This is a genomic window from Pseudomonas sp. FFPRI_1, assembly GCF_055384485.1.
Map to the genome: position 1 here is coordinate 7,219,958 of NZ_AP029168.1, position 13,777 is coordinate 7,233,734.

13 protein-coding genes are annotated in these 13,777 nt (G+C 63.0%); 4 read left to right on the forward strand and 9 right to left on the reverse strand.

All coding sequences use genetic code 11. From position 1 onward, the window contains the following. Positions 1–10: 10 nt before the first annotated feature. Both ACZ5BO_RS32450 and yccS read left to right on the forward strand, forming a co-directional pair. On the forward strand, positions 11–1,189 hold the full coding sequence (locus ACZ5BO_RS32450; RefSeq protein ID WP_464697484.1) for a BaiN/RdsA family NAD(P)/FAD-dependent oxidoreductase: 1,179 nt from the start codon (positions 11–13) through the stop codon (positions 1,187–1,189). 343 nt (positions 1,190–1,532) lie between these two features. Then, the gene (gene yccS, locus ACZ5BO_RS32455) at positions 1,533–3,719 is read left to right on the forward strand and encodes a YccS family putative transporter (RefSeq protein ID WP_025131137.1); all 2,187 of its coding nucleotides are present in this window, start codon (positions 1,533–1,535) and stop codon (positions 3,717–3,719) included. Between the two features lie 133 nt (positions 3,720–3,852). On the opposite strand, the gene ACZ5BO_RS32460 is transcribed toward yccS, so the two are convergent. Continuing rightward, positions 3,853–4,590 carry a substrate-binding periplasmic protein gene (locus ACZ5BO_RS32460; RefSeq protein ID WP_025131136.1) on the reverse strand — a complete coding sequence of 246 codons (738 nt, stop codon included), beginning with the start codon at positions 4,588–4,590 and terminating at the stop codon, positions 3,853–3,855. A 267-nt stretch (positions 4,591–4,857) separates the two neighbouring features. Here ACZ5BO_RS32460 and ACZ5BO_RS32465 point away from each other — a divergent pair, with 267 nt between their 5' ends. Then, entirely contained in the window at positions 4,858–5,310 is a 453-nt protein-coding gene (locus tag ACZ5BO_RS32465; RefSeq protein WP_464697485.1) for a GNAT family N-acetyltransferase, read from the forward strand. A gap of 3 nt (positions 5,311–5,313) precedes the next feature. On the opposite strand, the gene ACZ5BO_RS32470 is transcribed toward ACZ5BO_RS32465, so the two are convergent. Genes ACZ5BO_RS32470 through ACZ5BO_RS32480 form a run of 3 tightly spaced genes read right to left on the reverse strand, consistent with a single transcriptional unit; the run spans position 5,314 to position 8,312 of the window. Continuing rightward, positions 5,314–5,610 (reverse strand): winged helix-turn-helix domain-containing protein, encoded by a 297-nt coding sequence (locus ACZ5BO_RS32470; protein ID WP_025131134.1) that lies wholly within the window; start codon positions 5,608–5,610, stop codon positions 5,314–5,316. Positions 5,611–5,633: 23 nt separating this feature from the next. Beyond that, the gene (locus tag ACZ5BO_RS32475; protein WP_464697486.1) at positions 5,634–6,146 is read right to left on the reverse strand and encodes a M48 metallopeptidase family protein; all 513 of its coding nucleotides are present in this window, start codon (positions 6,144–6,146) and stop codon (positions 5,634–5,636) included. Between the two features lie 42 nt (positions 6,147–6,188). Then, the gene (locus ACZ5BO_RS32480; protein ID WP_025131132.1) at positions 6,189–8,312 is read right to left on the reverse strand and encodes a putative bifunctional diguanylate cyclase/phosphodiesterase; all 2,124 of its coding nucleotides are present in this window, start codon (positions 8,310–8,312) and stop codon (positions 6,189–6,191) included. Between the two features lie 319 nt (positions 8,313–8,631). Here ACZ5BO_RS32480 and ACZ5BO_RS32485 point away from each other — a divergent pair, with 319 nt between their 5' ends. Then, entirely contained in the window at positions 8,632–9,303 is a 672-nt protein-coding gene (locus ACZ5BO_RS32485) for a polysaccharide lyase family 7 protein (protein ID WP_464697487.1), read from the forward strand. 207 nt (positions 9,304–9,510) lie between these two features. Here the strand turns inward: ACZ5BO_RS32485 and fba are convergent, their stop codons facing one another. From fba to epd, 5 genes are all read right to left on the reverse strand, one after another. Further along, positions 9,511–10,575, reverse strand: a complete 1,065-nt coding sequence (gene fba, locus ACZ5BO_RS32490; protein ID WP_003229012.1) for a class II fructose-bisphosphate aldolase — start codon at positions 10,573–10,575, stop codon at positions 9,511–9,513. A 254-nt stretch (positions 10,576–10,829) separates the two neighbouring features. Further along, the gene (locus tag ACZ5BO_RS32495) at positions 10,830–11,159 is read right to left on the reverse strand and encodes an MliC family protein (RefSeq protein WP_025131130.1); all 330 of its coding nucleotides are present in this window, start codon (positions 11,157–11,159) and stop codon (positions 10,830–10,832) included. A 60-nt stretch (positions 11,160–11,219) separates the two neighbouring features. Beyond that, the gene (locus ACZ5BO_RS32500) at positions 11,220–11,441 is read right to left on the reverse strand and encodes a hypothetical protein (RefSeq protein ID WP_464697488.1); all 222 of its coding nucleotides are present in this window, start codon (positions 11,439–11,441) and stop codon (positions 11,220–11,222) included. A gap of 32 nt (positions 11,442–11,473) precedes the next feature. Further along, a complete protein-coding gene (locus tag ACZ5BO_RS32505; protein WP_464697489.1) occupies positions 11,474–12,637 on the reverse strand; it encodes a phosphoglycerate kinase in 1,164 nt (387 codons plus the stop codon). Positions 12,638–12,654: 17 nt separating this feature from the next. Further along, positions 12,655–13,734: an erythrose-4-phosphate dehydrogenase gene (epd, locus tag ACZ5BO_RS32510; RefSeq protein ID WP_025131127.1), complete on the reverse strand. Its 1,080-nt coding sequence runs from the start codon at positions 13,732–13,734 to the stop codon at positions 12,655–12,657. Between the last annotated feature and the right edge of the window lie 43 nt (positions 13,735–13,777).

Sequence of the window (13,777 nt, forward strand, 5' to 3'; positions counted from 1 at the left end):
GGACACCGTTTTGCGCTCTACCGAAGTCGTGATCATTGGCGCTGGCGCCGCAGGTTTGATGTGCGCCCTGACCTCGGCCGGCCGGGGACGCCAGGTGCTGCTGCTGGACCACGCCAACAAGGCCGGGAAGAAAATCCTGATGTCCGGCGGCGGCCGCTGCAACTTCACCAACATGTACACCGAGCCGGCCAACTTTCTCTCGCAGAACCCGCACTTCTGCAAATCGGCCCTGGCGCGCTACACCCAGTGGGACTTCATCGGCCTGGTGGCCAAGCACGGCGTGCCCTACCACGAGAAAAAGCTCGGCCAGCTGTTCTGCGACAACAAGTCCAGCGACATCCTCGGCATGCTCCTGGACGAGTGCGAGCAAGTGGGCGTGGAGCTGCACCTGGACACCTCGATCCAGCAGATCGAGAAACTGGACGCCGGCTACCTGCTGCAAACCACCCTGGGGCCGGTGCAGTGCCAGTCCCTGGTGATCGCCACCGGCGGCCTGTCGATCCCGACCCTGGGCGCCACCGGCTTCGGCTATCAGGTGGCCAAACAGTTCGGCCACCAACTGCTGCCGACCCGCGCCGGCCTGGTGCCCTTCACCATCACCGACCAGCTCAAGGAGCTGTGCGGCGAGCTGTCGGGCACCTCGGTGGATTGCCTGGTGAGCTGCAACGACCAGAGCTTTCGCGAGAACATCCTGTTCACCCACCGCGGCCTCAGCGGCCCGGCGATCCTGCAGATTTCCTCCTACTGGCAGCCCGGCGACGCCGTCGAGATCAACCTGCTGCCGGACCACGACGCCCTGGGCTGGCTGCAACAGCAGCAGGCGGAGCGCCCCAACAGCGAGCTCAAGACCCTGTTGGGGGAGATCTTCACCAAGAAGATGGCCGGCCTGCTGGCGGATCACTGGTTCGTCTCCAAGCCGATGAAGCAGTACACCCCGGCGGAGTTGGCCGAGGTGGCCGGCAAGCTCGGCAACTGGCAACTGGTGCCGGCGGGCACCGAAGGCTACCGCACCGCCGAGGTGACCCTGGGCGGCGTCGACACCCGCGAGGTGTCGTCCAAGACCATGGAATCACTGAAAAGCCCGGGGCTGTATTTCATTGGCGAAGTACTGGACGTCACCGGCCACCTGGGCGGCTTCAACTTCCAGTGGGCCTGGGCCTCAGGCTACGCGGCCGCGCAGTACGCCTGATCCTCCCGAACACCTGCGGCAGGCCTGCTGGCTGCCGCAACCGCCGCTCCTGGAATTCCTGCTCGTGTAGCGGTCCATGGTTGCTGTGGTTTGTCTGGCCTGGGCGCTTGCTCCCGCGGGCCCGCGTAGCCGGGCCCAGTCCAGTACCACTGTCCACGAACAGCCTCACAAGCAGCCCCATCGCCCAACCTGCCCGCCTCTCAGGCTCCGCCCCAGCGCTCACACCCCAGATCGAACCTCGCAAAGAGGAACAGATTTTGCTCAAGGATGTGACGGCGGCATTGCGCCGTCGTCAATACTGGCTCAATTTAGCTGCATCGCCCCGGAAGGCCTTACCCACTTCATGTCATCGACCTCTTTTCGCCAATCCCTGCGCCGTCTCTGGGCACTGGACAAATTCAGCTACAGCGTGCGGGTGTTCATCGCCCTGACCGGCAGCATGGCGCTGTGCTGGTACCAGGATGAAATGGCCCTGCTGATCCCGCTGTTCCTGGGCATCATCGCCAGCGCCCTGGCGGAAACCGACGACAGCTGGCAAGGCCGCCTGAATGCCCTGGCAGTGACCCTGGTGTGCTTCAGCATCGCCGCACTGTCGGTGGAACTGCTGTTCCCCTACCCCTGGATCTTCGCCATCGCCCTGGCCCTGGCCAGCTTCGGCCTGACCATGCTCGGCGCCCTCGGGGAACGCTACGGAGCCATCGCTTCGGCAACCCTGATTCTGTCGGTCTACACCATGATCGGCGTCGACCAGCGCGGCGGCGCGGTGATCGATTTCTGGCATGAGCCGCTGTTGCTGGTGGCAGGTGCCGCCTGGTACGGCCTGCTCTCGGTGCTGTGGCAGGCACTGTTCTCCAACCAGCCGGTGCAGCAGAGCCTGGCCCGGCTGTTCCGTGAACTGGGTTTCTATCTCAAGCTCAAGTCGTCGCTGTTCGAGCCTATCCGCCAGCTGGATGTGGAAGCCCAGCGCCTGGAGCTGGCCCGACAGAACGGCAAGGTGGTGGCGGCCCTCAACGCGGCCAAGGAGATCATCCTGCACCGGGTCGGCAATGGCCGTCCGGGGTCGAAGGTCAGCCGCTACCTGAAGCTGTATTTCCTCGCCCAGGACATCCACGAGCGAGCCAGTTCGTCCCACTACCCCTACAACGCCCTGACTGACGCCTTCTTCCACAGCGACGTGCTGTTTCGCTGCCAACGCCTGCTGCGCCAACAGGGCAAGGCCTGCCGTGCCCTGGGTGAATCCATCCAGTTGCGCCAGCCCTTCGTCTATGACGCCGGCTTCGCCGAGGCCCTGGGCGATCTGCATGCGTCCCTGGAGCACCTGCGGATCCAGAGCAACCCGGCCTGGCGCGGCCTGTTGCGTTCGCTGCGGGCCCTGGCCGCCAACCTCGGCACCCTCGACCGCCTGCTCAGCGATGCCAGCAACCCCGATGCCCTGGCCGATGCCACCGACAGCAGCCTGCTGGACCGCTCGCCGCGCAACCTGAAGGATGTCTGGGTGCGCCTGCGCACCCAGATGACGCCGACTTCACTGCTGTTCCGCCATGCCCTGCGCCTGCCCCTGGCCCTGAGCATCGGCTACGGCATGGTGCACCTGATCCACCCGTCCCAGGGCTACTGGATCATCCTCACCACGCTGTTCGTCTGTCAGCCCAACTACGGCGCCACCCGCCGCAAGCTGGGCCAGCGGATCGTCGGCACCGCCATCGGCCTGACCATCGCCTGGGCGCTGTTCGACCTGTTCCCCAGCCCGCTGGTGCAATCGTTGTTCGCCATTGCCGCCGGGGTGGTGTTCTTTACCAACCGCACCACTCGCTACACCCTGGCCACCGCCGCCATCACCCTGATGGTGCTGTTCTGCTTCAACCAGGTGGGCGATGGCTACGGGCTGTTCCTGCCCCGGCTGTTCGATACCCTGCTGGGCAGCCTGATCGCCGGCCTGGCGGTGTTCCTGTTCCTGCCGGACTGGCAAGGACGGCGCCTGAACAAGGTGCTGGCCAACACCCTGACCTGCAACAGCATCTATCTGCGCCAGATCATGCAGCAGTACGCCGCCGGCAAGAGCGACGACCTGGCCTACCGCCTGGCCCGGCGCAACGCCCACAACGCCGACGCAGCGCTGTCCACCACCCTGGCCAACATGCTCATGGAACCAGGGCATTTCCGTAAGGAAGCGGACGTGGGCTTCCGCTTCCTGGTGCTGTCCCACACCCTGCTCAGCTACCTCTCGGGCCTGGGCGCGCACCGGGAAACCCGGCTGCCGGACGAAGTTCGCGAACACCTGATCGAGGGCGCCGGGGCCAGCCTGACGGCGAGCATCGACGAGATTGCCCAGGGCCTGGCCAACAAGACCCCAATCGCCCTTCAGAGCGACGCCGAGGAAGCGCTGGCCAATGAACTGGAACAGATGCCCGACGAGATCGACGAAGGCCAGCGCCTGGTGCAGACCCAGTTGGCGCTGATTTGCCGCCAGCTGGGCCCATTGCGGACCCTGGCAGCGCACCTGATCAAGGACACCAGCAGCGCTGAATAACCGTAGGAGCCGGCTTGCCGGCGAAAGGGGCCGCGGGAGCTGCGGGAAATCCACCGGCCTCTTCGCTGGCAAGCCAGCTCCTACACAAGCCCGCTCCTACACAAGGCAGCGCCTGCACTAGCCCACTGTCCGGTTACATGCCGTGCTGGCGCAGCAGGCGGTCGTAGCTGCCGTCGGCTTTCATGGCGGCAATTTCCTTGTCGAACCTGGCCACGATCTGTGCGTGCTCGGGGTTCTTCAGGCTGACCAGGATGTGCAGGCTGTTCTCGCTCAGGGGCTTGGGCAGGAACTCCACGGCATTGCGCACCCGCGGTGATTCCCGGGCCAGGTAATAGCGGGCTACGTATTCGTCTTCCAGGGTCAGCTTGACCCGGTCCGCTGCCAGCATGCGCACGGCCATGGCGAAGTTGTGCACCGGCACTTTCTGCAGATCAGGGTCGTTGTCGAATTGCGATGAGTAGGCATACCCGCGCACCACGGCAATCGGGTACTGATGCAGCTGCTTGAGGTTGCTGTATTCCAGAACCGCATCCTTGCGCTTGATGAAGCGCACCCGGTTGACCATGTACTCCGAAGAGAACTGCCCCAACTGGGTGCGCTCGTCGTTGTACCAGGCATTCACCAGCACGTCGTAGCGCCCCTCGCCAATGCCCAGCAGGGCCCGGGCCCAGGGCACCTGTTCGAATTCGCTGGAGTAGCCGGCACGGGCCAGGGCCGTGCTGACAATGTCGGTGGCCACACCGCCATTGACCAGAGTCGCGTCGGTAAAGGGGGGCCAGACATCGGCAACCAGCCGCAGCTTCTCTGCAGAAGCGCCCTGACTCAGCAACAGCAATCCGATCAAGGCCAAAGCTCGATGCAATCGCAGCATGCTAAAAGATCCTTAGCGGGCACAGGGCCCGGCGCGTTCCAGCCCACACTCCAGGGGCCCGGCCCTGACTCGGCAGGTCGACCCAGGTCCTAACATTAGCTCATGCACAGAACCTGAAAGCAGATTACACAAAGAAGACAAGCGTCAGGAAACACAATAGTGGCATTTTGACCCAACTCACAGAAACAAGCTCCCGGGCACACTCCACAAGACATACTGCGCCGATCTGCTTACTATTTCGCGCAGCACTTTTCACAGGATATGAAGATGACCATCGAATGGGTCTGCAAACACCACACCGACCTGGGCAAGGAACAGCTGTACGCGATCTTGCAACTGCGCACTGAAGTCTTTGTCGTGGAACAGAAATGCCCCTACCAGGAAGTCGATGGACGCGACCTTGAAGGCGACACCTGCCACCTGATGGCCTGGGATGGCGACAGCCTGGTGGCCTATCTGCGCCTGCTGGACCCGATCTCCCAAGGCGGCGACGTGGTGATAGGTCGCGTCGTGACCGCTGCCCAGGCCCGGGGCCAAGGCCTGGGCCACAGCTTGATGGAGCAGGCGCTGAAACAGGCGCAACGGCACTGGCCTGATACCCCGATCTACCTTTCGGCCCAGGCGCACCTGCAGGGGTACTACGCCGGCTACGGGTTCAATGTCGCCAGTGATGAATACCTGGAAGACGACATCCCGCATATCGGCATGCGCCGCGCCTGAACCTCAGGGATAACCCAGCACGGCCTTGATCTGCGGCAGGTGCGGCTCGATCCAGGCCTTGTCGATCGCGCCCCAATCGTGAATCCGGTAGCAACCGGCATGATTGCGGGCGCCGTCCTGTTGCTCGAACTCACAGTGGATGTCCAGGTCCGCCAGAGCGGCGATGGTGTCCTGGGCTGTACGCCGGGGCATGCCGGTGAGTTCGGTCAGCGCCGGCACGCTACTGGCCAGGCCGCTGTCGATCAGGTACGCCACATACAGCCGGCGGTAGAAACTGCTCTTGGTCTTGCTCACATCCATCGCCTACTCCTGGTCGCTAAGGATCAACCCGACACCTCTACCCTGGCTGGCAGGTCGCGCCAGGTCAGGTAGACCCGCAGGTCGAATTCCAACTGGTGATAGCCCGGCAGCATGTGCTCGCAGAGCTTGTAGAACGCCTTGTTGTGATCGGATTCCTTGAAGTGCGCCAACTCGTGCACCACGATCATCCGCAGGAATTCCGGCGCCGCTTCCTTGAACAGCGAGGCGATGCGAATCTCCTTCTTGGCCTTGAGCTTGCCCCCCTGCACCCGGGACACCGAGGTGTGCAGGCCCAGGGCGCGATGGGTCAGGTCCAGGCGGTTGTCGAACAGCACCTTGTCGATGGGCGGTGCGTTGCGCAGGTATTCCTGCTTCAGTTCCAGGGCATAGCTGTACAGCGCCTTGTCACTCTGCACCCCATGCTTGGCCGGATAACGCTGGCTCAGGTAGTCGCCCAGACGCTCCTCGACGATCAGCTGGCGCACTTGCTCTTGCAAGGCAGCGGGATAGGCCTGGAGGTATTTGAGTGCAGTCATGGGGGAACAACGCAAGATGCAAAGGTCGCCAGTGTAGCGAATTCAAGCCTGCAGCGCGCTCCAGTCGAACGGCTGGACGAACTGGCTGGCGGTGCTGACGGTCAAGGGTCGGGCCACCAGGAAACCCTGCACGTACTCACAGCCGCAAGCCTTGAGCCATTGGTATTGCTCGAGGGTTTCCACGCCCTCGGCGATCACCAGCAAACCGAACTGCTTGCACAGATCGATCACGCTGCGAGCAATCGCGGCGTCCCGCGGTGACGTGAGCAAGCGGGCGATCAAGTGCCGGTCGAGCTTGAGGGTGTCCAGCTGCAAATCACGCAGGTAGGCCAGGCAACAGCTGCCTGAACCGAAATCGTCCAGGGCCACCCGTACCCCCAACTGATGCAACAACTGCAGCTGTTTGCGGGTGTCATCCAGGTTCTGGGTCAGCGCCGCCTCGGTCACCTCGACTTCCAGCTGGCGCGGTTCCAAGCCGTGGCGCATCAGAACCTGACGCAGTTCCGAGGCCAGGTTGGGCATGCTGAACTGGGTGGCACTGAGGCTGATGCCGAGCACCAGATCAGGGCTGAACACCTGCTCCCATTCCTTGCGCTGGGCGGCGCCCTGCTGATAGATCCAACTGCCCAGCCGACTGATCAGCCGGGCCTCTTCAAGCAAAGGCAGGAACAACCCCGGCGGCACGTCGCCAACACTCGGATGCCGCCAGCGCAGCAGCGCCTCGAACCCGCGCAAGCGCCCATCGGCAATGGCCACCTGGGGCTGATACACCAGGGTGAATTCCTTGCGCTCCACCGCGCTGCGCACGCTTTCCTCGAGCATCAGCCGGGAGCGGGCGCGTCCGTTCATTTCGTGATCGTAGTAGCGGTACTGCTGTCGACCGGCACGCTTGGCCTCGTACATGGCAATGTCCGCGGCCCGCAGCAGGCCATCCAGGTTGGAGCCGCAGTCGGGGTAAATGGCGATGCCGATACTCGCCCCCAGCACCACCTCCAGGCCATCGATCTGCTGGTTGATGGACAGGCGCTCGATCAGTTTCTCGGCGATCTTCGCTGCCTGCTCGGGGAATCTCAGCTCCAGCAAGGCGGTGAACTCATCCCCGCCCATGCGCCCGAGAATGTCGAACGAATGCAGGCACTCCTTCAACTGCTCCGAAACCCAGCGCAATACCCGGTCGCCGGCGTCATGACCCAGGGAATCGTTGACCCGCTTGAAGCCGTCCAGATCCAGGTACAGCAGGACCAGGGACTTGTCCGAGCGATCACTGCGCAACAGGATGTTTTCCACCGTCTGGTAAAAGCCCCGGCGGTTGAGCAGCCCCGTCAGCGGGTCGGTCACGGCCTGGTACTCCAACTGCTGGTGCAAGTGACGCACCTCAGACATGTCCAGCAGGGTCACCACCATGGCCTTCTGCTCGCTGGGCAGTGGCGCACAGGACAGTGCCACGCTGATCTGCTGGCCGGGGACGGTACGCAGCAGAGCGTCATGCAGGCGGTAGGTTTCACCCCGGCGATAGCAGGCGTACAGCTGCGAATCGCTCCAGTCGGGAACATGGGGCTTTTGCAGGTAGTCGAGAAAGGGCGAGCCCTCCAGCTCCTTCACCTGGGCACTGAGCAGGCGTGAAACAGCCGGATTGGCAAAGCGTACGTAACCGCCCTCGTCCACCACCAGGATGCCTTCGGCAGCGTTGTCCAATACCGAGGCATTGAATGCCCTGGCCACCTCCAGGTCATGGCTGAGGTGCTGCAGGGCCCGGCGATTGCGCTGATGCTCGAGCAGCGCCTGGACCTTGGGCTTGAGGATCTGCGGGTCGAAAGGCTTGAACAGGTAGTCCACCGCGCCACTGGCATAGCCCTTGATCACGGCATCCTGGGACTGCTCGTTGGCGGTGAGGAAAATGATCGGGGTCAACCGGGTGCGCTGGCTGCCACGCATCAGCCGGGCGACCTCGAAACCGTCCATGCCGGGCATCTGCACGTCCAGCAGCACCAGGTCCACCTCATGCTCGAGCAACAGACCCAGGGCCTCCACGCCGGAGGCAGCGGTCATCACCCGCCAATCCTGACGCTGCAACAACGCGCGCATGCTTAGGAGATTTTCAGGATAGTCATCGACGATCAAAAGAGTGGAGTGACCTTGGGCTGCCTCCGGTTGCACGCATTCCATGCTGCTTCTCTTGTCTGTAGATAAGACCGAACGGTTGAGAAAACCTGACAAAAACTGAGGTTTCACTCTAGACCCGGATACCGCAAAGCAGAAGCTGTCAGTACGCCATCGCTCTGCCAATGGCCCCGACTCCCGACTAACGGTCACACTTTTGCAGCAGGAAAACCGGGAAAGATGGCATTTCGACATTTTGCCGGCGCCAATTATCTGCCGTACGGACCTTTCCCAGGCGTGCTTCTGCGCTATAAAGACGCCCTGAGAAGCTCAGACCAAAGCCTTCACCGGCCTGCTGCAGGCCGCTCCTTGCGGAATCTTCACCATGATCGACCTGGCAACCTGGAACCTCAGCGTTCCTGTCGGTAGCCCACCGACCACCATCGACACTCCGAGGCTGGTCCAAGGCTTCAAGGACCAGTACTTCCACTCCGACACCGGCACGCTGTTCTTCTGGTCGCCGGTCACCGGCTCGAAAACCGAGAATGCCATCTACCCCCGCACCGAACTGCGCGAGACCTACGCCAACGGCACGCTGCGCAACTGGACCTATCCCGAAGCCGACAACCTGCTGTATGCCACCCTCGCGGTGAACCAGGTGCCCTCGTCGGGCAAGATCGTCATCGGCCAGATCCACGCCTACAACAGCACCAAGCCCCTGGTGAAGGTCGAGTACCAGTACAAGACCAGCAAGGGCAGCGGCAACATCGTGGCCAAGGTGCGCCTGCGTCCGGACGACGAGGAAGGCCGGGTCATCACCATTGCCGAGAACGTGCCCATGGATCGGGAGTTTTCCTACCTGATCCACCTCAGCCCGGGCGGCGCCCTGGGCATCAGCGCGGCGGGCTACCAGTGGGACACCCAGCTGAGCGCCACCTGGCGCGACAAGCCCTTGTATTTCAAGGCTGGGGTCTATGTGCAGGACAACACCGGCTACACCAGCGAAGGCGGCAAGGTGACCTTCACCAAGCTGGACATCGACCACAACAAAACCTAAACCCCCTCCCCGTGCAGGAGCCGGGTTGCCGGCGAGGGCGTCCTGAAACACAGCGCAGGCCCAAAGGGCCTCTTCGCTGGCAAGCCAGCTCCTACAATAAACGCCTGGATCCCCTGTGGGAGCCGGCTTGCCGGCGGCTACGGAGGCGGGAATTCCGGGCACAAAAAAGCCCGCATCACTGCGGGCTTTTTCGTTCAGCGCAAAGGCTTAGTTGACCTTGGCGTTCAGCTCACCCTTGAGGTAACGCTGGAACATCGCTTCCAGGGAGATCGGCTTGATCTTCGAAGCGTTGCCTGCAGTACCGAAGGCTTCGTAACGGGCAATACACACGTCGCGCATGGCGGTCACGGTGGCGCCGAAGAACTTGCGCGGGTCGAATTCGCTCGGGTTGGTGGCCATCAGGCGACGCATGGCACCGGTGGACGCCAGGCGCAGGTCGGTGTCGATGTTGACCTTGCGCACGCCGTACTTGATGCCTTCGACGATTTCCTCAACCGGCACGCCGTAGGTTTCCTTGATGTCACCACCGTACTGGTTGATGATCGCCAGCCACTCTTGCGGAACCGAAGAGGAACCGTGCATCACCAGGTGAGTGTTGGGGATGCGCTTGTGGATCTCTTTGATCCGGTCGATCGCCAGCACGTCGCCGGTAGGCGGCTTGGTGAACTTGTAGGCGCCGTGGCTGGTGCCGATGGCGATGGCCAGGGCGTCGACCTGGGTCTTCTTGACGAAGTCTGCGGCCTCTTCCGGGTCGGTCAGCATCTGGCTGTGATCCAGCACGCCTTCGGCGCCGATACCGTCTTCTTCACCGGCCATGCCGGTTTCCAGGGAACCCAGGCAGCCCAGCTCGCCTTCAACCGACACGCCGCAGGCGTGAGCCATGGCCACGGTCTGCTGGGTCACGCGGACGTTGTATTCGTAATCGGTCGGGGTCTTGCCGTCTTCGCCCAGGGAGCCGTCCATCATGACCGAGGAGAAACCCAGTTGGATGGAGCGCTGGCAGACGTCAGGGCTGGTGCCGTGGTCCTGGTGCATGCACACCGGGATATGCGGGAACTCCTCGATGGCGGCCAGGATCAGGTGACGCAGGAAAGGTGCACCGGCGTACTTGCGCGCACCGGCGGACGCCTGAACGATCACCGGGGAGTCAGTCTTGTCAGCGGCTTCCATGATGGCGCGCATCTGCTCAAGGTTGTTGACGTTGAAGGCTGGAACGCCGTAGCCGAACTCGGCTGCGTGGTCCAGCATCTGGCGCATGCTGATGAGTGCCATTGTGTGTGTCTCTCCCGGTCGAGGGTCGTTAATCGTGCAAGCCTGCCGGAGCGGCGGCTGCTATTCAAGTGATTGCAGATCGGGGGTCAGCCCGCTCTGCGGATTCGGTAAAACAGTATTCCAGTCCTGTGAATCCCAGGCCGCGAATGAACGCAATCGCATTCGAGGGCCTGGCTTCACGCCTCCAGCTGACACGGCCGTGCTGCAAGCGCCGGACACCTGGAGGAGGCATCAGGTTCGGGCACAGGCTGCCGTCATTGCGCCTTGCAGCCGCGGCCGATCAAGTCATTGGTGGCGACCCAGTACACCAGGCCTTCCTCACCCTTTACGTGAAACGCCAGCATGTCATCGCTGTACAGCGAACCCGAACCGCTGGGTTCAAGCTTCAGGCGGCGCACCTGATCGTCGCCTCCCAGGCGCACGTCGACGGCCTTGCGGCTGTCGTCGGTGTAACGCCAGAGCACTTGTGCCTGGCTGTCGCAGACCCAGGTGGTCCAGTTGTCGGTGGTGGGCGACTTGAGCAGGTTGAGGTTGGCGCACCCTGCAAGCAAGCCCAGCATCGCCACGGCGATCAAACCTTTCATCGATGTTCCTCGGCGGGCGGCCCGCGGGCCCCGGCACGTTGCGTTATCCAATCTGACCCGTCATGGGCAACCCTGTTCCCTGGCCTTTGACGGTGTCTCGTACTTCTCCAGCCCCTCGGGGCCCAGGCGCTTGTTGATCACCGGGGCCGTCTCGGCCTGCCAGTCCGCCTGGTAACAGCCCTTCTCCGGCTCGCCGACGGCATCCTCAGGTTTTGCCTCAGGGGCGCTTGAACACCCCGCCAGCAACGCCACGGCGATCAACAGTGACAACGTCTTGACCATCAGAACACTCCTTTGCCCGGCCAATCCGGGCCTCAGGCCTTGGCCCGGGCTTCCAGGACTTCAACTGCCGGCAGGACCTTGCCCTCGACGAACTCGAGGAAGGCACCGCCACCGGTAGAAATGTAGGAGATCTGCTGGGCCACGCCATACTTGTCGATAGCGGCCAGGGTGTCGCCACCGCCAGCAATGGAGAATGCGGCGCTATCGGCGATGGCCTGGGCCAGGACTTTGGTGCCATTGCCGAACTGGTCGAACTCGAACACGCCCACCGGACCGTTCCAGAGGATGGTCTTGGACGATTTCAGCAGTTCGGCGAACTGCGCGGCCGTTTGCGGACCGATGTCGAGGATCATGTCGTCATCCGCCACATCAGCGATCAGCTTGACGGTGGCTGCTGCGCTTTCGGCGAACTCCTTGGCCACGACCACGTCCACCGGCAGCGGCACGCTGACCTTGGCAGCGATGGCACGGGCAGTGTCCAGCAGGTCCGGCTCGTACAGCGACTTGCCCACCGGGTGACCCGCGGCCGCCAGGAAGGTATTGGCAATGCCGCCGCCCACGATCAACTGGTCGCAGATCTGGCTCAGGCTGTTGAGCACGTCGAGCTTGGTCGACACCTTGGAGCCGGCGACGATGGCTGCCATCGGCTTGGCCGGGGCACCCAGGGCCTTGCCCAGGGCATCCAGTTCAGCGGCCAGCAGGGGGCCGGCAGCCGCCACCTTGGCGAACTTGGCGACGCCGTGGGTCGAGCCTTCGGCGCGGTGCGCGGTGCCAAAGGCGTCCATCACAAACACGTCGCACAGGGCCGCGTATTGCTGGGCCAGTTCGTCGGCGTTCTTTTTCTCGCCCTTGTTGAAGCGCACGTTCTCGAACAGCACGAGGTCACCGGCCTTGACGTCAACGCCGCCCAGGTAGTCGGCCACCAGCGGCACTTCACGGCCCAGGGCACGGCTCAGGTAGTCGGCTACCGGCTTGAGGCTGTTCTCGGCCGAGAACTCGCCTTCGGTGGGACGGCCCAGGTGCGAGCAGACCATCACTGCCGCGCCTTTTTCCAGGGCCAGCTTGATGGTCGGCAGCGAAGCCAGGATCCGCGCGTCGCTGGTGACGACACCGTCCTTGACTGGGACGTTGAGGTCTTCACGGATCAGCACGCGCTTACCTTGCAGATCGAGGTCGGTCATCTTCAACACGGTCATGGGTCGCAATTCCTGGGTTACTGTTCTTTAGAAGCAGAGAGTTTAGAGACAGAAAGTGGAGCAGCTGTTTGCAGGTAGTGGCCTGCAACATCCAGCATTCGGTTGGCAAAGCCCCATTCGTTGTCGAACCAGGCCAGGATGTTCACCAGCCGAGGGCCGGAAACACGAGTCTGGCTGGCATCGACGATCGCCGAATGGGGATCGTGATTGAAATCACAGCTGGCATGAGGCAACTCGGTGTAGGCCAGCAAGCCCTTGAGCGGGCCGCTGGTGGCGGCCTCGCGCAGGATCCGGTTGACCTCGGTGGCGTCGGTATCACTCACGGTCTGCATCGTGATGTCGAGGCAGGACACGTTGACCGTCGGCACCCGCACAGCTTTGGCCTGAATTCGCCCGGCAAGTTCCGGCAACAGGCGCTCGATGCCACGGGCCAGACCAGTGGACACCGGGATCACCGACTGGAACGCCGAACGGGTACGGCGCAGGTCCTCGTGGTGATAGGCATCGATTACCGGCTGATCGTTCATTGCCGAGTGAATGGTGGTCACCGAGATGTATTCCAGGCCGATGGCCTGGTCCAGCAGACGCAGCAGCGGCACACCGCAGTTGGTGGTGCAGGACGCGCTGGACACCAGCCGCTCGGCACCGGTCAGGCAATCCTGGTTCACCCCGTAGACGATGGTGGCGTCGACATCCGCCTCGCTGGCCATCGGCTGGGAGAACAGCACCCGCGGCGCGCCGGCGTCGAGAAAACGCTGGCCGTCTTCGCGGGTGTGGTAGGCACCGGAGCATTCCAGCACCAGATCGACGTCCAGGGACGCCCAATCGATGCCTTCGGGGGTGGCACTGCGCAACACCTTCACGCAATTGCCATTGATATGCAGACAGTCGCCATCGACCTTCACCTCGCCGGGAAACCGGCCATGGGTAGAGTCGAAGCGTGTCAGGTATTCCACACTGGCCATGTCCGCCAGGTCATTGATGGCGACGATCTCGAACCCGGCCGCAGCCCCTCGCTCGAACAGAGCACGCAAGACGCAACGACCAATCCGGCCGTAGCCGTTGAGTGCAACTTTATAGGGACGCGGTTGAGGCATGGGGTTCTCGATCAGGCACAGGCAGACAAACTTGTTATGCGCA

What these genes read in the sequence shown, in the direction of transcription:
- yccS (WP_025131137.1), top strand. Translation starts at nt 1,533, where the DNA reads ATGTCATCGACCTCTTTTCGCCAATCCCTGCGCCGTCTCTGGGCACTG.
- ACZ5BO_RS32460 (WP_025131136.1), bottom strand. Translation starts at nt 4,590, where the DNA reads ATGCTGCGATTGCATCGAGCTTTGGCCTTGATCGGATTGCTGTTGCTG.
- ACZ5BO_RS32465 (WP_464697485.1), top strand. Translation starts at nt 4,858, where the DNA reads ATGACCATCGAATGGGTCTGCAAACACCACACCGACCTGGGCAAGGAA.
- ACZ5BO_RS32470 (WP_025131134.1), bottom strand. Translation starts at nt 5,610, where the DNA reads ATGGATGTGAGCAAGACCAAGAGCAGTTTCTACCGCCGGCTGTATGTG.
- ACZ5BO_RS32475 (WP_464697486.1), bottom strand. Translation starts at nt 6,146, where the DNA reads ATGACTGCACTCAAATACCTCCAGGCCTATCCCGCTGCCTTGCAAGAG.
- ACZ5BO_RS32480 (WP_025131132.1), bottom strand. Translation starts at nt 8,312, where the DNA reads ATGGAATGCGTGCAACCGGAGGCAGCCCAAGGTCACTCCACTCTTTTG.
- ACZ5BO_RS32485 (WP_464697487.1), top strand. Translation starts at nt 8,632, where the DNA reads ATGATCGACCTGGCAACCTGGAACCTCAGCGTTCCTGTCGGTAGCCCA.
- fba (WP_003229012.1), bottom strand. Translation starts at nt 10,575, where the DNA reads ATGGCACTCATCAGCATGCGCCAGATGCTGGACCACGCAGCCGAGTTC.
- ACZ5BO_RS32495 (WP_025131130.1), bottom strand. Translation starts at nt 11,159, where the DNA reads ATGAAAGGTTTGATCGCCGTGGCGATGCTGGGCTTGCTTGCAGGGTGC.
- ACZ5BO_RS32500 (WP_464697488.1), bottom strand. Translation starts at nt 11,441, where the DNA reads ATGGTCAAGACGTTGTCACTGTTGATCGCCGTGGCGTTGCTGGCGGGG.
- ACZ5BO_RS32505 (WP_464697489.1), bottom strand. Translation starts at nt 12,637, where the DNA reads ATGACCGTGTTGAAGATGACCGACCTCGATCTGCAAGGTAAGCGCGTG.
- epd (WP_025131127.1), bottom strand. Translation starts at nt 13,734, where the DNA reads ATGCCTCAACCGCGTCCCTATAAAGTTGCACTCAACGGCTACGGCCGG.